Raw genomic sequence first — 21,834 nt, 5'->3', positions numbered from 1 at the left:
GGGGTCGAATATTCCTTCAAACGAAGCGACGACGTGCCCGACTTGCCCGACGATTAATGGAGCTACTTCTTGGTCGCGGTAAACGTGCCGGTGACCATGCCGCCGATATCCAGCTTGCCGCTCATGGTGTTCTTCTCGACCGTGCCGTCGTAGGTCACCGGCGCCTGCTGGCCCTGGACGTCGAGCGTGAACGTGAAGTGAATTGCGCTGCCCTTCACGGTTCCCGTCAGATCGGCATTACCCAACTGCCCGGCGTATTTGCCGGTGAGCTTCTCGCCATCCTGCTTGAACGTGATGACCGGCGTGCCGCCGCCCTGATCGGTGGTGACGTTGAACGCCCACTCGCCGGTGACATTGGGGGCCTGCGCCAGAACCGGCACCGAAGCCAGCAGGAGAAGCGCAAAAAACAGTGAATGAGCTCTACGAATCGACTTCATCTAATCCCTCCCTTAGGGGCACCGCATCCTAACCCAAAAACGGTTACATGGGGTTACAAAGCACGTAAGTCTTTAGGGGGCCTAAGGGGCCTAAGGGGCCTAGGGTGCCGTGCCTAGGGTGCCAAAGGTGTTAGCATTCGCATCCCGAGGCCAAACCATGCGTCGAGTTTCTGCTCTGCTCGTGTTCGCGCTCGTCATCACCACCACGGTGAGCACTCTAGGCACCTTAGGCACCCTAGGCACTCTAGGCACCCTAGGCACCCAAGGCACCCTAAACACCGACTGGACCCACTACGGTGGCAACGCGGCCTCCCAGAAGTACTCCCCGCTCGATCAGATCAACAAGGACACCGTCGGCAAGCTCAAGATCGCGTGGCGGTGGACGTCGCCCGACAACGCCGTGGTCGCCGCCAATCCCACGTCGCGGCCGGGGATGTACCACGACACCCCGCTGATGGTGAAGGGCGTGCTCTACACCGTGACGTCGCTCGGGCAGATTGCGGCCATCAACCCGGCCACTGGGGCTTCGATCTGGGTGTACGACCCGGCCAGTTACAAGTCGGGACGGCCAGGCAATCTCGGGTTCGTTCACCGCGGCATTTCGTACTGGTCAGATGGGACCAGGGAGCGGTTGCTGCTGGGCACGAGCGACGCCTACCTGATCTCCGTGGATGCGCAGACCGGCACGCTCGACACCACCTTCGGCCAGCAGGGCCGGGTGGACCTGATGGCCGGCCTGGCGCACGCCGTGCGGAGCACGAACTACTCGGTGACCGCGGCGCCAATCATCTGCCGCAACGTGGTGGTCGTGGGGTCGAGCATTCACGACGTGCCGACGCACAAGGAGGGACCGCGCGGCGACGTCAGCGGTTACGACGTGCGCACCGGCAAGAAACTGTGGACCCTGCATTCGATTCCGCAGAAGGGTGAGTTCGGCAACGAGACGTGGGGCGACGACTCGTACACCTACACCGGCAACACCAACGTGTGGACCAACATGTCGGCCGACGAGGAACTCGGCCTCATCTATTTGCCGTTCGGCACGCCCACCGACGACTGGTACGGCGGCCATCGTCCGGGGGCGAACCTGTTTGCCGAAAGCCTGGTCGCGCTCGACGCGCGGACCGGCGAACGCAAGTGGCATTTCCAGGCGGTACACCACGGCGTGTGGGACTACGACCTGCCGGCGGCGCCGGTGCTGGCCGACATTCGCGTGAACGGCAAGGACATCAAGGCGGTGGCGCAGGTCAGCAAGCAGGGCTTCACCTATGTGTTCGATCGGCGAACCGGTACGCCGGTGTGGCCGATCGAGGAGCGGCCGGTGCCGCAATCGACCGTGCCCGGCGAACGCACCTCGGCGACCCAGCCGTTCCCGACCCGGCCGCCGGCGTTCGAGCGGCAGGGCCTGACCGAGAACGACTTGATCGATTTCAGGCCCGAACTGAGGCAGGCCGCGATCGAGGCGATCAAGCCGTTCGAGTACGGTCCCCTGTACACGCCACCCTCCGAGAAGGGCACCATCACCTTGCCCGGCTGGGTCGGGGGCGCCAACTGGGCCGGCGCGGCGTTCGACCCCGAGCACGGCACGCTCTACGTGCCGTCGCTGACCAGCCCTATCGTGATTCAGCTCGTGAAGCCGGATCCCGCGAAGAGCAACCTGCTGTACGTCCGCGGCGGCGTGATGGCGCCACCGACGCTCGACGGGCTGCCGATCGTCAAGCCGCCGTACGGGCGCGTGACCGCCATCGACCTCAATCAGGGCGACACCAAGTGGGTGACGGCCGTCGGCGACGGCCCGCGGGACCATCCGCTGCTCAAAGACCTGAAGCTGCCGCCGCTTGGCGCGGCGTTGCGGAACGCGCCGCTCGTGACCAAGAGCCTGTTGTTCATTGCCACGGGGCAAGGCAACCTGGGCGGTGGCCGCAACCTGCCGGTGGGCGGCCGGCCGCTCACTACCGGCTTGCCGCAGGAGCCCATCAAGCTGCGCGCCTTCGACAAGGCCACCGGCGCTGAGTTATGGGACTTCGTGCCGCCCACGCGGCCGCTGGCCTCGCCCATGACCTACATGTATCAAGGCGTCCAATACCTGGTGGTCGCCACCGGCAGCGGCGCCTCGGCCGAGTTAATCGCCTTCAACCTGGGGTCCTAGTTATGAACCGTCGTCATGTGGCGTCCGGCTTTAGCCGGACCGTTCTTGTCGCCCTTCTTCTCGTCCCCTCCCTCGCCTGGGCGCAGGCGCTGCCAAACCTCAGCTCGCTCAGCGTCCGCTACAACACGCGCAAGGCCACCGTGAAGCCGGACGGCGAGCTCAAGGCGCAGATCGATGCGGTGGATCGCGAGATCGCAGCCGCCAACAAACAGGGCCGCACCGGCGAGGTGCGCCGGCAGATTGCCAAGGGCATGGCGTTGCTCGACAAAACACCGTGGACGCCCGCGCTCGACTTCCAGCACTCGCTGGCCCTGCGCAGCGAGCGAACCGTGGCCGATTCGACGGTGCCCTATGCGATGCGCCTCGAACAGATTTACAGCCCCGCCACCGAGCTGACGCCGGCGCTCACCGCCAAGGTAGCGCTGAAGAAGCGGCTGCCGCCGGCCAGGCCGGGCGAGGCGCCTGAAACGGTGCTGGTCCGCGAGCTGGGCGCGTTCGAAGGCGTCAGCCGAGACTTGCGCGAGTCGCCGTTCGCGATAGAGATTGACGTGACCGGCGTGGACGACGGCGCCTATGTGCTCGAGACACAGGTGCTCGAGGGCACGTCGCCGGTGGCCACGACCACACTTGGTGTCGTGCTGCACAAGGGGCTGGACGCGCGCCTGCGCGCGCTTGAAACCGCTTCGGCGTCGATCGCACCGGCCGTCCGGGCCGACGTGGCCTATCCCGCCGACTACATCCGCAACGTCAATCGCGGCCGCATCTCGCTCGGGACCTTCAGCGTGGGCGCCGAGATTGCCGCGGCCGAGGCGGTGCTGGCGGCGGCGAAGGGCGGCAAGGATCCGTTCAAGGGCCGCACCGGCGACTTCGAACGCCATTACCTGCTCGAGGGCGCGAACGAAGTGATGCCGTACCGCGTGTACGTACCGAAGGCCTACTCGCCGGCGGTTGGCGCGCCGCTCGTGATCGCGCTGCACGGGCTCGGCGGCAACGAAGACTCGTTCTTCGATCAGTATTCGAAGCTGCCGCCGCAACTGGCCGAGAAGCATGGCTTCCTGCTGGCCGCGCCGCACGGCTTCCGCGTGGACGGATTCTACGGCTCGCCGATGATGAGCACCGATGCGGCGGCGCGGCGCCGCTCCGAGTACAGCGAAAAAGACGTACTGGAAGTGCTGCGCCTGATGAAGGCCAACTACAAGGTGGACGAGTCGCGCATCTACCTGATCGGCCACTCGATGGGCGCGATCGGTACCTGGGCGCTGGCCTCGAAGTACCCTGACATCTGGGCCGCGCTGGTGCCGTTCTCGGGCGTCGGCTCGCCCGCGCTGGCCGAGCGCATGAAGGGCATTCCTCAACTCGTCGTTCACGGCGACAACGACGCGACCGTCAACGTCAGCGGTTCGCGCAACATGGTGGCGGCGCTCAAGAAGGCCGGCGCCAACGTGACCTATCTCGAGATTTCCGGTGGCAGCCACACCGACATGGTGGTGCCCAACCTGCCCTTGGCGTTCGAGTTCCTGGCGCAGCAGCGCAAGGGCGCGCCGGTGGCGACCCAGCAGCAGCAAGAGCAGTAAGATAGCCCGATGACGTGGAAGGGGCTCTTCACTGGCGCCTGCGTGCTTGGACTGGTCGCGGCCGGGTGGCCGTACGCCAGTCCCGAGCCCGTCTCGTCGCATGGCCGCATCACCACCAACATCATGTTCAACCGGGAGGTCTCGCAGATCTTCCAGAAGAAGTGCTTCCAGTGCCACACCGAGGGCAACGTCTCGATGTCGCTCACGACCTACCGGGACGCGCGGCCCTGGGCGGTGGCGATCAAGGAAGAGATTCTCGAGAAGCAGATGCCGCCCTGGAGCGCGGTCACCGGCTACGGGCATTTTTCGAACGACGTCAGCCTGACCGCCCGCGAGATCAGCCTGATCATCTCGTGGGCTGATGGCGGCGCGCCGAGCGGCGTGCTGCTCGTCGATGAAGACAAGCCGGCCGTAATCATCCCGTCGCTGACCGGCTGGGAGCACGGCCAACCCGACGCGGTGATTCCCGTGGCGGCCGGCGAGAAGGTTGCCGCCGGGTCGGGCGATCGGATCGCGCGCCTCGAGGTCCCGACCGGCTTGAAGGCGGCGTCGTGGCTCAGGTCGCTGCAGCTGAACTTCACCGATCGCCGCGTGGTCCGCTACGCCGCGGTCTACGAACTGCGCACCGGGCAGTGGCTTGGCACGTGGACGCCGACCCATCCGGTAAGCGCGCTGCCCGCGGATGTCGCCATCCGGTTGCCGGCCGGCGGCAAGGTGGCCGTCGAGATTGGCTACCGCGGCACCGAGGAAGACGCCGCCGGCACCGGCGAGCTGGGTTTGTACTTCTCGGACAGCAAGCCCGCGCAAGTGGCGGTGCCGATCGAGATCAGCGCCAAGCCGGTGAGCGTCGCCGCCGGCCAGGCGAGCGAGCGCGTGCGCACGGAGTTCACCATCAAGAGCGCGACCAACGCCGCGGCGCTCTGGCCGCGGCTCGGCGTGGGCGCCACGTCGGTGGAGGTCACCGCCATTCGCCCCGATGGTGTCGTCGAGCCGTTGTTGTGGTTGCAAGACTACCGGGCCGACTGGCCTTCGTCCTATGTGTTCAGGCAGCCGGTGGCGCTACCGGCCGGCACCCGCCTCGCGGTGACGGCGTATTACGGCAACACCGGCGACGCGCCCTTGACGGCGCAGCCGGCGCTGTCGGTCAGTGCCTTTCCGCCCCGCCTTCGCTGAAGCTACGGCGAGGCAAGTGTCTCGCCCAGCCGCGTCACCCGCACCGTAAACGGCAGGGTCGACAGCCGGCCGTGGCGCTGGAACTGCAGCCAGATGCGATAGATGCCCGGCTTCGGGAACAGCGCGTGGAAGGTCAGGTCGGGCCCGCCACCCTCGGTGACCGCGGTGCCTTCGAGCATCTCTTCCGGATGCGCATGCACGTGTTCGGTCATGTCGTCGCTCAGCATCATGGCGTGACCGAAGGCGCCCAGGTAGCGCTGCAGGTCTCTCACCGGCTCGCCGGTCTTCTCGTCAGTAAAGTGAATCGGGATGTCGGTCTCTTCGCCCGCGATCAGCTTGGCCGGGGTCGCATCCATCGACACGATGACACCGTCCGCGGTCTTGGTCAGCGAGCGGTCGGGCGTGAGCGCGGGAACCGACGCGGTGAGGTCGCCTTCGAAGCCGGCCGTGGTGAACGGCGTGACGATCATCTGCGGCCCCCCGCCGACCGGCATGAAGTCGCTGAACAGCGCCCAGTGCCCCGCGGTGGGGATGGTGTGCTCGATGGTGAAGCTGCCGTCCTTGTCGGGCTCCGGGTGCACATGCGCCCACTCCGACATGTCGCGGCTGACGATGAACAGGTGGAACAGCTTGTCGTGGACCTCGGCGAAGTCCTTGACCATGGCGCCGGTCAGCGGATGCAGCACCGCCAGGCGAAACTTGACCGACTGTCCCGGCTTGGGCGCGCGCGGTTCCATGGTCACGCGCATCACGTAATCGGCGGTCGCCATGGGGTCGCCCGGCACGAGCTTCATGCCGCAAATGCTGCACGTGCCGGGCTCGGCCCTCACTTCGTTCGGATGCATCGGGCAGATGTATCCACTCGTCGTCGTCGTGGCGTTCGGGTCGATGAGCGGCCGCCCCGTGCCCGGCATGGCCTCCTGGCTCGGCCGGTTTGGAAACGTCGGCTCCTGGGCCGCCACCACCGCGCCCAACCCCAACAACGCCGCAACGAGGTAACGCATGGCTTAATTCTAATGTGCCTAAGGCACCCTAGGCACCCTAGCTCTTTAAGGCCACAACCAGCCGAAGGTGCCCCCGGTCAGCAAGCCATAGAGCAGGCCATCGGCCATGCCGCGCATGGTCGTGCCCCAGTTCTTGCCGCCCCAAATCGACGCTTGGGGCAGGCCCATCGCGTAACCGGTGAAGGCGACGCAGCCGGCAATCTGGAACACCTTCAGGTAGTCGGCGCCGGGCCCGAGTGCGACGCCGGTGACGTAAGCGGCAAAGAGCGAGATCACGATCGAATAGGCGAACCACATCGCCAACGCGCCCATCATGCCGTCCTTGCCGCTCGGACGTACGGTCATCATCACGACCGGGCCGGCCGCCATCTTGGCCTTGAATTCCGGCGTCCCCATCGCGGCCATCGACGAGGGTAGCGGCATGGCGTAGTCGCCGGGCGCGAGGTTGAAGTTCCTGAGCGCCGACATGACCCCGTCTTCGTTGGGCACCTTCTTCATGTCGCCCTTATGGAACGGCGTGACCATGTGGATGATGGAACTGGCCACAAACACGATGACGGCCGCGACGATGATTGGCAGGAGCAACGACATCACTGGGACCATGGGAACGCCTCCTAACGGGGCCGCCGATTAAAGCAACAGCCGCAGATTAGGCACAGATTAGACACCGATCTTGATGTGTTCAACACCCAAAATCTGCGGCTGGCTTCCTCCGGGGTTTAGAGCAGCCCCTGCACTTGCAGCACGTCGTAAACGATCGCCGACAGGTACAGCAGGCAGAGTCCGGCGAAGGCTGCGGGCCCAAAGTGGCGCGGCGTCCTCGACGGCCGGGGGGCGAGCCGTGCCCGGCAATGTGTGCGCAGGCGTTCGGCCCGCCGGTCGTCGGGCTTCAGCACGGTCAACTGTCTCACTTGTCGCAGGAGGTGGTCGTGTTGCGTCACGTCGGGACCTCTCGGAGCGCGGCGAGGGTTGATTCGTCCGAGGCCAGGCTCACCGCCAGCGCGGCGCGGGCGCGGCTCAGCCGCTGGCGCATGGCTTCCGGCTTGATGCCACACACCTCTGCGGCTTCCGACGGCTGCAGACCCTCGATCGCCACCAGCAAGATGGCCTCGCGGTATGCGACTGGCAGCCCGCCGAGCGCTGTCTCGAGCCGCCGCCCCGCTTCGCCGGCCGCTGCGACCTCGAACGGCGATGGCTGCGGTGATCCCGACGGCCACAAACCGTCCAGGCCGACGGCGTGTGAGTCTTCCAGCATCCGCGATCGCCGATAACTGACATAGAGATTGCGCGCGACGGTGAAGAGCCACGGACCCAGGTGGGTGTCCGGGCGAAGCTGCGCCGCACGGGCGACCAACCGAAGCCAGGTCTCCTCGAGCAGATCTTCGGCCACCTCGCGCCGGCGCGACAGCCGGGCGAGGAAGTTGAACAGCCGGGTGTTGAAGTAGGCATGCACGCAGTCGAACGCGTCCGGATCGCCGTCGCGCAGGCGGGCGACAAGTGCGAGCTCGGAGTCGCGGTCCATGCTGGTCATAACGCTCGAGCCGTCGCAGCGTGACAGAGGCCAGGCAACCCCAAGAAGGGGCTGCCTCCAAGGCTGTCACGCCCTGCCTCGCCGGGCGTTATATCCCATTGGAGGGGGGAAACGACATGGAACTGTTTCAGATTCTCAGACACGCGAGCATTGTCGGGCTGCTCAGCATGCTGGTGAGCGTGCTGCCGCTCGGTGCCGGCCTGGCCTACGCGCTGTGGCCGAGCGAGTCGCGGCTGGCGATGATGCGGCCGGTGTCTCTTGCGGGTCTGTTCTCGGCGCTATGTGGCACGGTGCTCGGCGTTATCAACGTGCTGCGCGGCATCTGGATGGCCGAGGGGGCCGTGGATTGGCGGATCGTTGCGATTGGTTCAGCCGAATCGCTGACGCACCTGTTTCTGGCGTTCGGCTGCCTCACGGTGGCGTGGCTGTGTGTGGCGGCCGGGCTCCGCCGCGCCGCAGATTAGAAAACGCAGCCACAGATTGGACACAGATTAAACACCGATTCTCCGTTTCACTCTTTCTAACCCATTCAATCAGGGGGCGTCTTTGCAATACAAAGCAATTTGTGATTAACTCGTCGTCGTGCTCGACGGTCTGTGGCGTGACCTCGCGCTTGCGGCTCGCTCCCTGGCGAAGGCCCGGGCCTTTTCGTTTGTCTGCGTGATCTCCCTGGGGATCGGCATGGCGCCGGTCATCGCGATTCCGTACGCCTCGCGGCTCACCAGGCTGCCGCCGGCCGGCGTGAACACCGACGGGCTGGTCGAGCTGGTGACTACGTCCAATGGTCCTCACCAGGCGAGTGCGCAATGGTCCTATCCGGACTTCGTCAGCCTTCGAGACGGTGTGACGGGAGCGGCGTTGATCGTTTGGGCCGGTGGCCAGAGCGAGGTCGAGTTTCAGTCGCCGGGCGCGGGCGCGACCAAAGTGTCAACGCTGTTCGTCTCTGCCGGCTACTTCAAGACGATCGGCGTGACGCTGGCGCAGGGTGCCGGGTTTGACGCCGCGATGGACGATCCGATCGAGGCTGAACCAGTCGTGATTCTGGGCTACAGGCTCTGGCAGAACCGCCTGGCCTCCGATCCCGACATTATCGGCAAGACCGTCACCATGGACGGTGTCTCGCATACCGTGGTCGGCGTGGCGCCGGACCAGTTCGACGGTCACCTGGGTTTCCAGGGCCAGCAGCTCTTTGTGCCGCTCGAGTGGCATCCCGGTCTGCGTGCTGACAACAACGCCGAGCGCGACCTGCGCGACGACCGGGCCAGGGAGTGGCTCTACATCCATGGCCAGCTCGCGCCCGGAACCTCCGTTCAGCAGGCCAGTGCTGCGGTGGCTACGGTCACGGGCCGGCTGGGCAGGGAGTTTCCGGCTACGAACGAGTTCAAGGCCGGCGTCGCCGTCGCATACGATCCTCTCGGTTCGCTCACCCGTTCCGAATTCCGGATTGTTCAGGCCGTCGCATTCACCCTCACCGGTACGGTGCTCCTGATCGTCGCCCTCAATATCTCCGGCATGATGCAGGTACGCGGGGCGATGCGTGAGCGCGAGCTGTCGATCCGCCAGGCCATCGGCGCCAGCCGGGCACGGCTGGCTCAGTTTCTCTTGTCCGAAGCGATCGTCTTGGCGGGCGCCGGCGGAGCGCTCGCCTCGCTGGTGCTCTTCAACCTGCCGTCGCTGTTATCGTTGCTCACCGACGATCCCGTACCGGCGCCGATCCTGGAGGCCCTGCGCGTCGATCTCGCCATGGTCGCAATCGCGTTCGGGTTGTGTCTCGTCACGAGCCTGGTCTTCGGATGGCTGCCCGCCCTGCGGTTCAGCCGGCCCGTGATCATTTCCTCCCTGACGGACGATGCGGGCGTCGGGGGGCGGCGGGTGGGCCGCGTGCATCGCGTGACGGCCGCGCTGCAGGTGGCCATCGCCGTGCCCCTGCTCGTCATGAGCGGCCAGTCCCTCGATCGCGTGCGCGCGACGGCGACCGCTTCTTTGGGGTTCCAGTCCGAGCTGGTCTACGCCGCTCCGCTCAAGCTCGATCGTCTCAGCATCGAGAGTGCCGGCTTCGAGATCCGGCGGCTGAGCGACACGCTCGCGCGCGCCGACGGCGTGGCATCGGTCACGGTGGCCGATGGCCTGCCGCTCGACGCCCGGTACCGCATCGAGAGGGCTTCGCTACAGGTGGACCACAGCATCGCGCCGAGGCCCGTGCCCGTACACGTGACGCGCGTCGGCCACGGATACCTGGATACCCTGGGCATCCCGCTCCTTCGCGGGCGCAGTTTCACCGTGGACGACCGGGTGGGCACGGAGCTCGTGACCGTGGTCTCGCAGCCGCTCGCCGACCGGCTCGTCCCCGACGGCGACGTGATCGGCAAGCGGTTGACCCTGGGTGCGGACGAGGCCACGCAACAGAGGCTCACAATCGTCGGCGTGACCGCAGATTTCCCGACCTCACAGATGAGCACCGCGCGGGAGCAGTTGCTGCTGCCGCTGGCCCAGCACCCGGGCGTGAAGCGAGATTCCGTGGCCGTGGTCGACGACTTGGGCAGCACGCCGCGCGTCCTGTTGATCGCCCGCAGCGCGCCAGGGGAACAACCGAAAAAGCTGACCACGGCGCTCGAGAACCTGGCCCGCGAACTCGACCCGGATTTCCAGCCCATCGGCGTCGTCACCGGCACGGGGCTGCGACAAAACAGCGTGGACGACTTCCTCACCCAATCGGCCGTCGCGGGCGTCGCCGGCGGGGTGATCCTGATGCTGGCGGCGCTTGGCATCTACGGCGTGGTCGGACTGATGGTGGCGACGCGCACGCGCGAGATTGCCGTGCGGGCCGCGCTTGGCGCCTCGCGCCGGCGCGTGCTCGGCATGATCCTCCTCGACGTCGTCAAGCTCGTGCTCCCCGGCGTCGGCGCCGGTGTCGCCCTCACCGTTGTCCTCAACCGCCTCAACAGCGAGAACATGGGCGTCGCCCTGAGCGAGCTGGAGCCGCTGGCCTACGTCGCCGGCGCGGCGATTGCCGTGCTCGTCGCGATCATCGCCAGCCTTGCGCCGGCCCGCCGCGCGGCCTCGGTGCAGCCGATGGTGGCCATGCGAACCATTTAAAGTCTGAAAAAGATCTTCAATGGAGCCGGAGCCATTACCCGCGCAGCGTCACCGCAATTCTTTGCGTACGACCAGCTTGAGGCCGGACCACACGTCCGTCACCGCGCACACCTTGATGTCAACGAACCCCATCGGGAGCGCCACCTCCCGGATCACATCCTCGGTGATGTCGGTCGCCACCTTCGACGCCCTCTTCGGCCACGACACCCAAATCGCCGCGTCAGGCCGCAGCGCTGCCCGAAGGCGCGTCAGCTCGTGGGCCAGGCGGGCGCGCCTGGTCGCGAACACGTGCGCGATGTCGGTCGTGGCATCGGCACGAGTGACAACGGCCGCGCCCGGCGGCAGCGGCCCAAGCCACGTCAAATAGTCGGGCGGGGCGTTGATCGCGAGCAGCCGCGTCGCGTCCTTGATGCCAAGCTTCTTGATGAGCGGCGTTCCCGAGTATCCGTGACCGGCTGATACCTTCGCGGGCAAGAGTTCTCCTCGTGGCTCGCAGAAAATAAATCGGTGTCCAATCTGTGTCTAATCTGTGGCTGTCTTGGCCTGTGGCTAATCGATGGCCAGCGAGCCCGTGTAGATGGCCATGCCCACGACCGCGTCGATGCCCTGGGCGTCGAGGGCGTCGATCTCGGCGCGGGTGGTGATGCCGCCGGCGGCGGTGAGCTTGCGCTCGGTGGCCTTCGCGACGGCCGTGATGGCGGCCATGTCGGTGCCCTGCATCAGCCCTTCCTTGTCCACGTGGGTGTAGAGGAACTCTTCGCAGTAGCCTTCGAGCAGCTGCACAGCCTGTACGGCGGTGAGCGGCAGCACCGTCTTCCAGCCGTGAATGCACACGCGGCCACCGCGCGAGTCGACCGCGGCGATCAGCCGGTGCATCCCGACGGTGTCGGCCAGCGCGCGCGCGAAGTCGTGGTCGATCATCTGCGCCAGGTCGGTGCCGTCGCCGCGCCGGAACAGGCCCGAACCGGCAATCACGGCCCGCGCCCCGGCGGCGATCAGCTCTTCCGCGCGGCGCACGCTGCGGACCCCGCCGCCCACGCGGCACGGCAGCTTCGCCGCGATCTGGGCGACGAGGGCATCGTTGTTCCCGCGCGACATGGCGGCATCCAGATCGATCAACTGGACCTTGGGGAACTTCGCGAACTTCGCGATCCAGCCGTCGAGGTCGTCGGAGGAGATGGCGAGCTTGTCGCCCTGCACGAGTTGGACGACCTTACCGCCCTGGAGATCGATCGAGGGTATCAACATTGTAAATAAACCAACAGGAGGTCAGGAGATCAGGAGAATCCTAACTCCTGATCTCATCATCTCCTGTTCATAGACGAACGGAAACTCCTGCGTCCTTTAAGAACGCCTTCAATGCGCTCACGGACTTTTCATTGAAATGAAAGATCGACGCGGCCAATGCCGCATCGGCATGGCCGTCGCGAAAGACCTCGGCAAAGTGCTCGAAGGTGCCGGCGCCGCCCGAGGCGATCACGGGGATGTTGACCGCGTCCGACACGGCCGCGGTCATGGCGCAGTCAAACCCGGATTTCGTCCCATCGCGGTCGATCGAGGTCAGCAGGATCTCGCCCGCACCGCGATCGGTTGCTTCGCGGGCCCACTCGATCGCGTCGCGAGTGGTGGCTGACTGTCCCGACCTCGCGAACACGTTGTAGGGCACCCCGGTATGGGGTGCCGCCGCCGGCTCGCCGCGTTTCGCATCAATCGCGACGATCACGGCTTGGCTTCCGTACCGCTTTGCCAACGTGGTGATGAGCCCTGGCGTCTTGAGCGCCGCCGTGTTCAGGCTGACCTTGTCGGCGCCCGCTTCAATCGCCGCCGCGGCATCGGCTTCGCTGTGAATGCCGCCACCGACGGCGAGCGGGAGGAAGATCTCTCCCGCCACCGCGGCAATTGTGTGCGCGCGCGCCTGGCGCGCCTCAACGGTGGCGGTCACGTCGAGGATGACGATCTCGTCGATCCCCTCGACGTTGTAGCGCCGCGCCAGTTCAGCGGGATCGCCGGCTTCGCGCAATCCTTCGAAGTTCACGCCCTTCACGACCTTGCCGTCGCGGACGTCGAGGCACGCAATGATGCGCTTAGACAGCATTCCGCAACCAGTTACTCAAAATCTGTAGTCCAGCAGCTCCGGATTTCTCCGGGTGGAACTGCACGGCCGACACGTTGTCGCGTTCGACCGCGGCGCTGAACGGGACACCGTACTCGCAGATCGCCGCCGTGTCGTCGATCACCGGCGCGGCGTACGAGTGGGTGAAGTAGACCTGCGTCCCCGGTTCGATCCCGGTCATCAACTTGCCAGGCCGTGGCATCGAGAGGCTGTTCCAGCCCACATGTGGCACTTTCTGCTTCGCATTTACGGGGAACGTAAAAAGGGAGCAGGTCCCTTTAAACACGCCGAGCCCGTTTACGTCCGGGGCTTCGGTGCTGCCTTCGAACAGCCACTGCAGTCCGACGCAGATGCCGAGCATCGGCACGCCCCCCGCGATCGACCCGCTGATCGCGGTGCGCCAGTCGCTGGTGATGCCCCTGGTGGCGTCGAAGTGGCCTACGCCAGGAACGATCACGCCGGTAGCGCGCGCCAGTTCGGCAGGGGCCGACGGCGTCCAGACGTCCGCGCCGAGAGCGGCCAGCGCCTTTCGCACAGACGCCAGGTTGCCGGCGCCGTAATCGACGAGTGCGATCACAGCAGGCCCTTGGTGCTCGGCAGGCTGCGCGCCATCTGCTTGTCCTTCGCGCACGCCACCCGCAGCGCGCGCGCGAACGCCTTGAAGCAGGCCTCGATCTTGTGGTGGTTCGACCGCCCGTACATCACCTTCAGGTGCACGTTGGCCCGCGCGGCCATGGCGAAGCCGTCGAAGAAGTCGTGCACCAGTTCGGTCTGCAGATCGCCGACCACCCGCACCGTGACCTTGGTGTCCACGACGCAGTGCGGCCGGCCGCTCAAGTCGATGGCCGCGACCGCGAGGGTCTCGTCCATCGGCATCACGAAGTACCCGGCGCGGTTGATGCCGCGCTTGTTGCCGATGGCGGCCAGCACGGCCTCGCCCAGGGCAATGCCGGCGTCCTCCACGGTGTGGTGCTGATCCACGTCCAGGTCGCCGGTGGCCTTGACCTTGAGGTCGAAGCCGCCGTGCCGCGCCACCAGGTCCAGCATGTGATCGAGAAAGCGGATGCCGGTGCTGTTCTCGTAATTGCCTTTGCCATCGAGCTTCAGCGTGACCTTGATCTGCGTCTCGGCTGTGCGCCGATCGATTACCGCACTGCGCCTTGGCCGCCGTAGCTTTAGCGAAGGTGGCACAATGCCTCCAATGTCGCCACCGCGTGACGCGTGTGCTCGACGACCCCGGTCGTGAGACGGAAGCAGTTGGGGCACGCCGGGTCCTTGGTGCGGTCCCGCACGAACACCCCTTGCGCGATCATTCCGTCCACCAGCGCGCGCGCGCGATCGCCGCCATCAATCAACACGAAGTTGGCCCCGCTCTTCCAGTAGCGCAGGCCCGCGCGGCCGCACGCCGCGTAAACCAGCTCTTTCGATTCATTCGCCTGCGCCACATACCAGGACCGAAACTCGGTATCGCCGACCGCGGCGCGGAGGGCGGCCACCGCGACCACGTTCAGGTTGAACAGCGGCATGGCGCGGCGAATCGGCGCCAGGATGGCCGGCGACGCCATCATCACGCCGACGCGCATGCCGGCCAGGCCGAACGCCTTCGAGAACGTGCGCCCGACGATCACGTTCGCGTAGTCGGCCGCCTCGCTCAGGAAGTTCTCGCCCAGGAAGTCGTGATACGCCTCGTCCACGAACACCAGCGCATGGCCGGCCGCGCGCGCCACGCGGCGAATCGCCTCTTGCGGCACCGGCTGGCCGCTCGGGTTGTTCGGGTTGTTCACGTAGACGATCCGGGTGTTGGGCGTGATGGCCTTCAGCACCCCCTCGAGCGGATAGGCGTAGTCGGGACCGGCTGGTACCGACACGACGCGCGCGCCAAGGGCGTGTGCCGCATGCAGGTACGGCTCGAATGCCGGCTGCGAGACGATGACCTCTGCGGCGCCGGAGAGGGCCGTGATCGGCGCGCCGAGCTCCACCAGTGCCTCGGGTGTCCGGTGGCCCAGGTAGGCGATCGACGCGAGCAGGATGCCCTCGTCCAGGCCATTGGTCAGCACGATGCGGTCCGGTTCGACACCGAGGAAAGCGGCCGTCTCGAAGATCGCGTCGCGGAAATCGGGATAGGTCGCCAGCCGCTGGCCGTCGAATGCCCGGACGGCCTCGACCACCTTCGGCGAGCAGCCGGCGGTGTTCTCGTTGAGGTGAAGGCGAAGGCCGGGGCCCAGATCAGGCACTCCTTGAATGGTGGTCATGATTGTTTCCTGCCGGGAGTCGGGAACCGGGAGTCGGGAGTCGATCGAGCTTCAATCGATCGCGCGTGGCCCTCGAGGCCTTCGGCGCGCGCCAGTGTGGTTACCGTGCCCGCAATGCTCGCGAGTCCGCGCTTCGTCATACGTTGGACCGAGACCAGCTTCACGAAATCAGCGGCGTTCAGCCCGCCGCGATAGCGGGCCGCACCGGCGGTCGGCAGCACGTGATTCGAGCCGATGGCGTAATCGCCGGCGACCTGTGCCGTCCACTCGCCCACGAACACGGCTCCAGCATTCCATACGCGCCTGGCCAGCGCCTCGGTTCCCACGACGAGATGTTCTGAGGCGGCCTGGTTGGCCAGATCGATCGCCTCGGTCATGGTGCGGCACACGATGATGCCGCCGTGGCGCTCGAGCGACTGCAGCGCCGGCCCGGAGCTGGGCATCTGGGTGGCGACCTCGCGTGCCACCTGGTCCGCCAGGCGGGCATTCCAGGTAATGAACACCGCGCGCGCGTCTGGGTCGTGCTCGGCCTGGGCGATCAGGTCGGCGGCAATGGCCGCCGCCGATCCGGTGGCGGTGACGATCAGGATCTCGGTGGGCCCGGCGTAGAAGTCGATGCCGCAATCGGCCGAGACCAGCGACTTCGCGGCCGACACCCAACGGTTGCCGGGCCCGACGATCTTGTCGACCCTCGGCACCGTGCGGGTGCCGTATGCCATGGCGGCTACCGCGTGGGCGCCGCCCACCTGGAACAGCCGATCAACGCCAGCCTCGACCGCCGCGGCAAACACCGCGGCATCGGGCCGCGGGCACGCCACGATCACTTCGGGCACGCCGGCCGCGCGCGCGGGAATCGCGGTCATCAGCAACGAAGACGGCAGCGGATACCGGCCGGCCGGCACGTAACAGCCGACCCGGGACAGCGGGATCACCCGCTGCTCGACGCTGATTCCGGCACCGACGGCCTTGCGCCAGCCTTTCGGCACCTGCGCCTTCGCCACGGTGCGGATGTTCGCGGCGGCGCGTGTGATCGCGGTTCGCACCGCGGGCGCGAGCGTGCGCGCCTGCGATTCCCACGCTCGCCTGGGCACCTCGATGCCGCCCGTCAGGCCATCGAGCTTCCGGGCGTACTTCGACAGCGCGGCATCGCCACCCTTTCGGACGTGTTCGACGATCGCGGCGGCGCGCGTCTCGGTGACGCGATCGCGAATGCGCGTCGCCGACAGCAGCTCGTTGACCGCACGGCGGTTGGTGGAGTTCACGAAGTTCATAGAACGATCTTCGTCAGCGGGTATTCGACGATGCCCTGGCCGCCGGCGGCCTTGAGCCGCGGAATCAGGTCGCGCGCCACTTTCTCCTCGAGGATGGTGTTGATGGCGACCCACTCCGGATCGCTCAGCGACGACACGGTCGGGCGCTGCAACGCCGGCAGCAGGGCGATCAGTTTCTCCAGGTCGGTGCGCTTCGCGTTCAGCATCAGGCCGACGCGGCCCTGGGCATCGATGGCGGCGCGCAGCAGCAGCGCCAGGTTCTCGATCTTGTTCTTCTTGAAGGCATCGGCCATGGCCGACTGATTGGCAATCAGCTGCGTGTTCGACTCCATGATGGTTTCGAGAATGCGCAGGCGGTTGGCGCGGAGCGTCGAGCCGGTTTCGGTGGCTTCGACAATGGCGTCGGCCAGCACCGGCGGCTTGACCTCGGTGGCGCCCCACGAGAACTCGACGTCCACGTCCATGCCCTTGGTGGTGAAGTAGTGCTTGGTCACGCGCACCAGCTCGGTGGCGATGCGCTTGCCGTTCAAGTCGGCGACGGTCTTGAACGCCGAGTCTTCGGGGGCGGCCAGCACCCACTTCACCTTGCCAAAGCTTTGCTTGGCGTAGACCAGGTCGCAGATGCGCGCGAGCGGCGTCTGTTCGGGGTGGCCAATCTCGTGTTCGGCAATCCAGTCCTGGCCGGTCAGGCCCGCGTCGAGCACGCCGTCGGCGACGTAGCGGGCCATTTCCTGCGCCCGGATCAGCATGCACTCGATCTCGGGATCGTCGATCGACGGGAAGTACGAGCGCGAGTCCACGCGCATCTGGTAGCCGGCGCGCTGGAACAACTGGATCGTCGCATCCTGCAACGACCCTTTCGGTATACCAAGCTTCAACTTCATCGTGTCCCCTTCTGATCGACTCCCGACTCCCGACTCCCGACTCCCGGCAGTTCCGTGTAAAAGCACGATCGTTCGCCGGTGTGGCAGACGTTGCCGTCGCCCTCGCGCGCCACCTTGATCAGCACGGTGTCTTGGTCGCAATCGACGAACACCTGCTTGACCGCCAGGCGGTTGCCGGACGTCTCGCCCTTCATCCACAGCTTGTTGCGGGTGCGGCTGAAGAAGGTGACGTAGCCGCTCTGCTGCGTCAGCTGCCACGCCTCGTCATTCATGAAGCCCACCATCAACACCTCGTGGCTGGTCTCGTCCTGCACGACCGCCGGTATCAACCCGTCCAGTTTCGTGAAATCCATATTCGGCCCCGTCAAGAAGTTCCATCCCGTCAAGTGGTGCCCCCCGTCAAGGAGTGCTGTCCCGTCATAAACGCAAAGAGCCCGCCGTTGCCGGCGGGCTCTTTGCGTGAAGCGAATCCTGGTGGATGTCGTCAGGTCTCTACGCGCAAACTCCTGCCGTGCCGTTTCGGTGAACGGTGGTGATGGCTGCGGTGCGCGTGGTGGACGAGCGACATGACCTGAAAAAGGGTAGCCGATTTTTACTTGCGCGGCAACCGTTCGTTTGTGTTCGCCGCGTACCACGCAAACACCGCCGCCACCGCACCTTGCTGGATCACATCGTCTTTTTGCACGTGATCGAACGTGTCCATGTTCGAGTGGTGGGTCCGCGAGTTGTATTCGAGCCGCTCCTGGATGAACTGGAACCCCGGGAGGCCGGCCGCGTCGAACGAACCGTGATCGGTCTGGCCGACCGAGCGCGGACTCACGTTCTTCCAGCCGATGTCCTTCAGCGGCTTGCCCCACTCCTCGAACATCTTCATGGCGCCGGTGTTGCCCTGGCCCCAGATGCCGACAATGCGGCCGGTGCCGTTGTCGAGGTTGAAGTAGGCCTGCACGTTCTCGTGGCCCGGCCGGGGTGTCTTGGTCGCGGGGTCAAAGAAGTGGCGTTCGACGTAGAGCCGCGACCCGAGCAGACCCTGTTCTTCGGCCGCCCACAACGCAATGCGAATCGTCCGGCGCGGCTTCAGCCCGAGCGACTGGATCACCCGCACCGCCTCGATCATCGCCGCCGAGCCAGTGGTGTTGTCGGTGGCGCCGGTGGCGTACGGGTAGGTGTCGAAGTGCGCGCCCATGATCACGACCTCCCTGGCGAGGTCGGTGCCCGGGATTTCCGCAATGATGTTGAAGGCGTTGCCCGCCGGATCCGTTTCCGGATGGAACTTCGTCTGGATGTCCACTTCCATCCGCACCGCCTGGCCGCGCGCCAGCAGGCGGACGATGCGGTTGTAGTGTTCGACGGCGAGGGTGGCCGATGGCACCTGGGCGGGCACCTTGGGGTCGCGGCTGCCGCCGTTGCCCGGGAAGACCGTGCCGCCGTCGACCACTTGCGTCCGCCACGACAGGTTGCTGCCGCCAAGCGGCGCGTCGCTGTCGGATCCGCGGTCGAGATACACCGCGGCGCCTTCGGCCACGAGAAACCGTTGCAGCGCCGCCTGCGTGAGTGGCGCGGTGGGGCCGGTCGCGGGTGGCGCCGGCGTGGCGGTCGGCGTTGCCACCGGTGCCGGCACCTGCATGGCCTCGGCCCAATCGGCGTCGTTCATCTGCAGCACGATGCGGCCGTCGAGCATGCGCACCGGGCGCACGGCCTGGCTGACGATGATCTTGCCTTGCAACTGGCCCCGGTACTTCGCGAGGTCGCCTTCGGTTGCCGCCTGCACGTGAACGACGTCGGCGGTGACGGCTCCCCTGGTGGACGGCGAGTTCCAGCGCGGCTGGCCAATCACGACCGACGCCTGCGGCGTGGTCATGTGGGCCGAGAAGCGTTCAATCGTCCAACCCTGGCCGAACGGGAAGCGCTCGATGTGAATGTTCTGCAGTCCCCACTCGGCGAACTTCTTCATCACCCAGTCGGCGCCCTGCTGGTAGCCCGGCGTGCCGGTGGCGCGAGGGCCGTAGACCTCCGACAGCCACCAGTGCGTCTCCATCGCCTGCGAGCGCGTGACGGCCTCGCCGCGAATGCGGTTGACGGTGTTCTGGTCAACGCCGGCCGGCGCCTGAGCGGCGCCGCGAGCTAAGGAGAGAACAAGAGCAAGAACAACAACTGCAAACGTCCGATTCATGAATCCCTCTAAAGATCGACAGGAGACCAAGAGATCAAGAGAACAGAAATGTAAAGACTCCTGACCTCCTGACCTCCTGTAATTCTTCTTTACTGCTGCGCGGCCGTGGTCGTGACCGCCGGGCCGCGCTTGTATTTATCGAACCAGTGCCGCAGGTACAACTGCGTGCGCACGAAGTTCGACGGCTTGCTCGACGTGCCGTGCGCCTCGTCGTTGAAGCGCAGCATCGCGGTCGGCACCTTCAGCAGTTTCAGCGCGCTGTAGAACTGCTCGGTCTGTGGCATCGGCGTGCGCAGGTCGTTGACGCCGGTCATCAACATCGTCGGGGTCTTGACGTTGCCAACGTAGGTGAGCGGCGAGCGGCGGATGTGCTCGGACGGGTCCTCCCACGGCAGTTTCGCAAAGTTGTGGTACCAGCCGGCGCCGTCGGTGGTGCCGACGAAGCTGACCCAGTCGATCACCGGGCAGTTGGCCGAGGCGGCCGCGAAGCGATCGGTCTTGCCGACAATCCACGCGGTCAGCACGCCGCCGCCGCTGCAGCCGGTCACGAACATGTTGCGCTCGTCGACGAACCCCTGCTTCAGGACCTCGTCCACGCCGGCCATCAGGTCGTCGTAGTCCTTGCTGGGATAGGCGTTGTTGATCTGGTTGCCGAACGACGAGCCGTAGCCGGTGCTGCCGCGCGGGTTGGTGTAGAGCACGACGTAACCGTTGGCGGCCTGTTCCTGCCAGCCGTAATTGAAGCCGACGCCGTACATGCTGTGCGGGCCGCCGTGGATGTGCAGTTGCAGCGGGTACTTCTTGGTGGCGTCGAAGTCGGGCGGCGTGATGTACCAGCCCTGGATCTTCATGCCGTCGGACGAGGTGTACCACATCTCCTTGACGGCGCCGAGCTTCTTGCCGGCGAGGATGTCCTCGTTGACGCTAGTGAGCTGCCGGATCTTCTCGGGCGCGGCGACGTCGAACGAGATGATGTCGGCCGGCGCGTTGGGCGAAGTGAGCACGCCCACCGCCTTGCCCTTGACCACGCTTGCGGTGGTCAGCATGTAGGTGCCCTTGGTCAACGGCTGTACCACGTCGCTACGGTCGCCGGCCATGGGCAGCACGTACAGGTTCTGCGAACCCTGGTCCTGCGCGGTGAAGAAGAGACCGGTGCCGTCTTCCTTCCACATCACGTTCTGCGGCGAGCGGTCCCACTCGCCCGACACCATGCGGTGATTGGTTCCGTCGATGTTCATGACGTAGAGCTTGCTGTCCTGCCAGGTGTTGCGCGACTGGTCGTAACCGACGTAAGCCACGCGCTTGCCGTCGGGCGAGACCCGCGGGCTGCCGTCGGGCCCCTTGCGGGTGGTCAGCTGCTTGATGGCGCCGCTGTCGACGGCGACCGAGTAGATGTCTGATTCGCGGAACTGGTACTCCGCGTCGGCGACGCGGTTCGACCCGAACAGGATCTGCTTGCTGTCGGGCGTCCACTCGATGCCGTTGTGGTGCCACTGGCCGTCGGTCAACTGGCGGGCCGTGCCGCCGGTCGCCGGCACCACGAACACGTGCCGGAACGCATCGTCATCGAAGCCGACGCCGTCGGAGCGGTAGTCGAGCCGTTCGACAATGCGCGGCGCCTCGGTCCACTTGGCGCCCTCGGGCGCGCGAGGCATCTTGATGGGCCACGAGTTCTTCGACTCGACGCTCATCACGAACCCGAGCTTGGTGCCGTCGGGCGACCATGCCACGCCGGTGGGCGCCTTCTCCACACGCGTCACCTGCGAGGTCGCGCCTTCCGCGTCCATGTAGCGGACGAAGATTTGCGAGCCCTTGGGCTCGCCCTGGGCGGTGTAGGCAATGCGGTCGCCGCTCGGCGACCAGCGCGCATTGCTGCCGCGCGCGAGGAAGCGGTTCTTGCCGCCATCGGCGTTCATGATCCAGAGGGACGACTCACGCTTGTCGTTGACCTTGTCGATCCATCCGCGGGTGTAGATGATCTGCGCGCCATCGGGGGACAATTGCGGGTCCGAGACGGTCTCGAACTCCCAGTACAGATCGAGATTGAGCCGGTCGTTGGCGGCGGTGTTCGAGGTCGTCGCGTTCTGTGCGGCGATCGCGGCGGGCAGGGCGGCCAGGGCAAGGGCGACAAGAAGACGACGCATACGGTGTTCCTCCTTCGAGTGACTCGGACTGAG

The 21,834-nt window shown here is 66.1% G+C and carries 21 protein-coding genes; 5 read left to right on the top strand and 16 right to left on the bottom strand.

Going from position 1 to position 21,834, the window contains the following annotated elements:
- Window positions 1–62: 62 nt before the first annotated feature.
- Window positions 63–437, bottom strand: coding sequence for a hypothetical protein (locus Q8T13_11220; GenBank protein ID MDP3718325.1), 375 nt, complete (start codon window positions 435–437; stop codon window positions 63–65).
- A 157-nt stretch (window positions 438–594) separates the two neighbouring features.
- Between Q8T13_11220 and Q8T13_11215 the strand changes: the two genes are divergently transcribed.
- The 3 genes from Q8T13_11215 to Q8T13_11205 are packed head-to-tail and all read left to right on the top strand — an operon-like array spanning window position 595 to window position 5,333.
- Window positions 595–2,586 (top strand): pyrroloquinoline quinone-dependent dehydrogenase, encoded by a 1,992-nt coding sequence (locus tag Q8T13_11215; GenBank protein ID MDP3718324.1) that lies wholly within the window; start codon window positions 595–597, stop codon window positions 2,584–2,586.
- 2 nt (window positions 2,587–2,588) lie between these two features.
- On the top strand, window positions 2,589–4,160 hold the full coding sequence (locus tag Q8T13_11210; protein MDP3718323.1) for an alpha/beta fold hydrolase: 1,572 nt from the start codon (window positions 2,589–2,591) through the stop codon (window positions 4,158–4,160).
- Window positions 4,161–4,169: 9 nt separating this feature from the next.
- Complete coding sequence (locus Q8T13_11205) at window positions 4,170–5,333, top strand: cytochrome c (protein ID MDP3718322.1); 1,164 nt, start codon at window positions 4,170–4,172, stop codon at window positions 5,331–5,333.
- Between the two features lie 2 nt (window positions 5,334–5,335).
- Here Q8T13_11205 and Q8T13_11200 read toward each other — a convergent pair whose 3' ends face one another.
- From Q8T13_11200 to Q8T13_11185, 4 genes are all read right to left on the bottom strand, one after another.
- Window positions 5,336–6,337 carry a heavy metal-binding domain-containing protein gene (locus tag Q8T13_11200; protein ID MDP3718321.1) on the bottom strand — a complete coding sequence of 334 codons (1,002 nt, stop codon included), beginning with the start codon at window positions 6,335–6,337 and terminating at the stop codon, window positions 5,336–5,338.
- Between the two features lie 45 nt (window positions 6,338–6,382).
- Entirely contained in the window at window positions 6,383–6,940 is a 558-nt protein-coding gene (locus Q8T13_11195; GenBank protein ID MDP3718320.1) for a hypothetical protein, read from the bottom strand.
- Between the two features lie 116 nt (window positions 6,941–7,056).
- Window positions 7,057–7,278, bottom strand: a complete 222-nt coding sequence (locus Q8T13_11190) for a hypothetical protein (GenBank protein MDP3718319.1) — start codon at window positions 7,276–7,278, stop codon at window positions 7,057–7,059.
- Window positions 7,275–7,859: an RNA polymerase sigma factor gene (locus tag Q8T13_11185; GenBank protein MDP3718318.1), complete on the bottom strand. Its 585-nt coding sequence runs from the start codon at window positions 7,857–7,859 to the stop codon at window positions 7,275–7,277. Before Q8T13_11185 ends, Q8T13_11190 begins: the two co-directional genes overlap by 4 nt.
- Window positions 7,860–7,984: 125 nt before the next feature.
- Between Q8T13_11185 and Q8T13_11180 the strand changes: the two genes are divergently transcribed.
- Together Q8T13_11180 and Q8T13_11175 are read left to right on the top strand one after the other, a co-directional pair.
- Entirely contained in the window at window positions 7,985–8,332 is a 348-nt protein-coding gene (locus Q8T13_11180) for a hypothetical protein (GenBank protein ID MDP3718317.1), read from the top strand.
- A gap of 118 nt (window positions 8,333–8,450) precedes the next feature.
- On the top strand, window positions 8,451–10,964 hold the full coding sequence (locus Q8T13_11175; GenBank protein ID MDP3718316.1) for an ABC transporter permease: 2,514 nt from the start codon (window positions 8,451–8,453) through the stop codon (window positions 10,962–10,964).
- 48 nt (window positions 10,965–11,012) lie between these two features.
- Here the strand turns inward: Q8T13_11175 and Q8T13_11170 are convergent, their stop codons facing one another.
- The 11 genes from Q8T13_11170 to Q8T13_11120 all read right to left on the bottom strand — a co-directional run bounded on the left by Q8T13_11170 (window position 11,013) and on the right by Q8T13_11120 (window position 21,801).
- Entirely contained in the window at window positions 11,013–11,438 is a 426-nt protein-coding gene (locus tag Q8T13_11170; protein ID MDP3718315.1) for a DUF3052 domain-containing protein, read from the bottom strand.
- Between the two features lie 75 nt (window positions 11,439–11,513).
- The gene (locus Q8T13_11165) at window positions 11,514–12,212 is read right to left on the bottom strand and encodes a HisA/HisF-related TIM barrel protein (GenBank protein ID MDP3718314.1); all 699 of its coding nucleotides are present in this window, start codon (window positions 12,210–12,212) and stop codon (window positions 11,514–11,516) included.
- 67 nt (window positions 12,213–12,279) lie between these two features.
- A complete protein-coding gene (hisF, locus tag Q8T13_11160; GenBank protein ID MDP3718313.1) occupies window positions 12,280–13,059 on the bottom strand; it encodes an imidazole glycerol phosphate synthase subunit HisF in 780 nt (259 codons plus the stop codon).
- Window positions 13,049–13,654 (bottom strand): imidazole glycerol phosphate synthase subunit HisH, encoded by a 606-nt coding sequence (hisH, locus tag Q8T13_11155; GenBank protein ID MDP3718312.1) that lies wholly within the window; start codon window positions 13,652–13,654, stop codon window positions 13,049–13,051. The genes hisF and hisH overlap by 11 nt, the downstream gene beginning before the upstream one ends.
- Window positions 13,651–14,268, bottom strand: a complete 618-nt coding sequence (gene hisB, locus Q8T13_11150; GenBank protein ID MDP3718311.1) for an imidazoleglycerol-phosphate dehydratase HisB — start codon at window positions 14,266–14,268, stop codon at window positions 13,651–13,653. Before hisB ends, hisH begins: the two co-directional genes overlap by 4 nt.
- Window positions 14,253–15,329 (bottom strand): histidinol-phosphate transaminase, encoded by a 1,077-nt coding sequence (locus Q8T13_11145; protein ID MDP3718310.1) that lies wholly within the window; start codon window positions 15,327–15,329, stop codon window positions 14,253–14,255. Before Q8T13_11145 ends, hisB begins: the two co-directional genes overlap by 16 nt.
- Window positions 15,326–16,600 (bottom strand): histidinol dehydrogenase, encoded by a 1,275-nt coding sequence (gene hisD, locus Q8T13_11140; GenBank protein ID MDP3718309.1) that lies wholly within the window; start codon window positions 16,598–16,600, stop codon window positions 15,326–15,328. Before hisD ends, Q8T13_11145 begins: the two co-directional genes overlap by 4 nt.
- The gene (gene hisG / locus Q8T13_11135) at window positions 16,597–17,484 is read right to left on the bottom strand and encodes an ATP phosphoribosyltransferase (protein MDP3718308.1); all 888 of its coding nucleotides are present in this window, start codon (window positions 17,482–17,484) and stop codon (window positions 16,597–16,599) included. The genes hisD and hisG overlap by 4 nt, the downstream gene beginning before the upstream one ends.
- Window positions 17,481–17,837 carry a phosphoribosyl-AMP cyclohydrolase gene (hisI, locus tag Q8T13_11130; protein ID MDP3718307.1) on the bottom strand — a complete coding sequence of 119 codons (357 nt, stop codon included), beginning with the start codon at window positions 17,835–17,837 and terminating at the stop codon, window positions 17,481–17,483. The genes hisG and hisI overlap by 4 nt, the downstream gene beginning before the upstream one ends.
- A gap of 239 nt (window positions 17,838–18,076) precedes the next feature.
- Window positions 18,077–19,657 (bottom strand): M20/M25/M40 family metallo-hydrolase, encoded by a 1,581-nt coding sequence (locus Q8T13_11125; GenBank protein ID MDP3718306.1) that lies wholly within the window; start codon window positions 19,655–19,657, stop codon window positions 18,077–18,079.
- A gap of 89 nt (window positions 19,658–19,746) precedes the next feature.
- Window positions 19,747–21,801: a S9 family peptidase gene (locus tag Q8T13_11120; GenBank protein MDP3718305.1), complete on the bottom strand. Its 2,055-nt coding sequence runs from the start codon at window positions 21,799–21,801 to the stop codon at window positions 19,747–19,749.
- Window positions 21,802–21,834 lie beyond the last annotated feature (33 nt).

The sequence above is a fragment of the Acidobacteriota bacterium genome (assembly GCA_030697165.1).
GTDB lineage: Bacteria > Acidobacteriota > Vicinamibacteria > Vicinamibacterales > UBA2999 > 12-FULL-67-14b.
Note: the sequence above shows the minus strand (reverse complement) of the source record. Positions and strands in the feature narration are given on the sequence as shown.

Excerpts from the sequence above, each read along its gene's own strand:
- Q8T13_11200 (MDP3718321.1), bottom strand. The coding sequence starts at position 6,337 with ATGCGTTACCTCGTTGCGGCGTTGTTGGGGTTGGGCGCGGTGGTGGCG.
- Q8T13_11180 (MDP3718317.1), top strand. The coding sequence starts at position 7,985 with ATGGAACTGTTTCAGATTCTCAGACACGCGAGCATTGTCGGGCTGCTC.
- Q8T13_11120 (MDP3718305.1), bottom strand. The coding sequence starts at position 21,801 with ATGCGTCGTCTTCTTGTCGCCCTTGCCCTGGCCGCCCTGCCCGCCGCG.
- Q8T13_11205 (MDP3718322.1), top strand. The coding sequence starts at position 4,170 with ATGACGTGGAAGGGGCTCTTCACTGGCGCCTGCGTGCTTGGACTGGTC.
- Q8T13_11125 (MDP3718306.1), bottom strand. The coding sequence starts at position 19,657 with ATGAATCGGACGTTTGCAGTTGTTGTTCTTGCTCTTGTTCTCTCCTTA.
- hisD (MDP3718309.1), bottom strand. The coding sequence starts at position 16,600 with ATGAACTTCGTGAACTCCACCAACCGCCGTGCGGTCAACGAGCTGCTG.
- hisG (MDP3718308.1), bottom strand. The coding sequence starts at position 17,484 with ATGAAGTTGAAGCTTGGTATACCGAAAGGGTCGTTGCAGGATGCGACG.
- hisI (MDP3718307.1), bottom strand. The coding sequence starts at position 17,837 with ATGGATTTCACGAAACTGGACGGGTTGATACCGGCGGTCGTGCAGGAC.
- Q8T13_11220 (MDP3718325.1), bottom strand. The coding sequence starts at position 437 with ATGAAGTCGATTCGTAGAGCTCATTCACTGTTTTTTGCGCTTCTCCTG.
- Q8T13_11165 (MDP3718314.1), bottom strand. The coding sequence starts at position 12,212 with ATGTTGATACCCTCGATCGATCTCCAGGGCGGTAAGGTCGTCCAACTC.
- hisF (MDP3718313.1), bottom strand. The coding sequence starts at position 13,059 with ATGCTGTCTAAGCGCATCATTGCGTGCCTCGACGTCCGCGACGGCAAG.
- Q8T13_11145 (MDP3718310.1), bottom strand. The coding sequence starts at position 15,329 with ATGACCACCATTCAAGGAGTGCCTGATCTGGGCCCCGGCCTTCGCCTT.
- Q8T13_11215 (MDP3718324.1), top strand. The coding sequence starts at position 595 with ATGCGTCGAGTTTCTGCTCTGCTCGTGTTCGCGCTCGTCATCACCACC.
- Q8T13_11195 (MDP3718320.1), bottom strand. The coding sequence starts at position 6,940 with ATGGTCCCAGTGATGTCGTTGCTCCTGCCAATCATCGTCGCGGCCGTC.
- Q8T13_11185 (MDP3718318.1), bottom strand. The coding sequence starts at position 7,859 with ATGGACCGCGACTCCGAGCTCGCACTTGTCGCCCGCCTGCGCGACGGC.
- Q8T13_11210 (MDP3718323.1), top strand. The coding sequence starts at position 2,589 with ATGAACCGTCGTCATGTGGCGTCCGGCTTTAGCCGGACCGTTCTTGTC.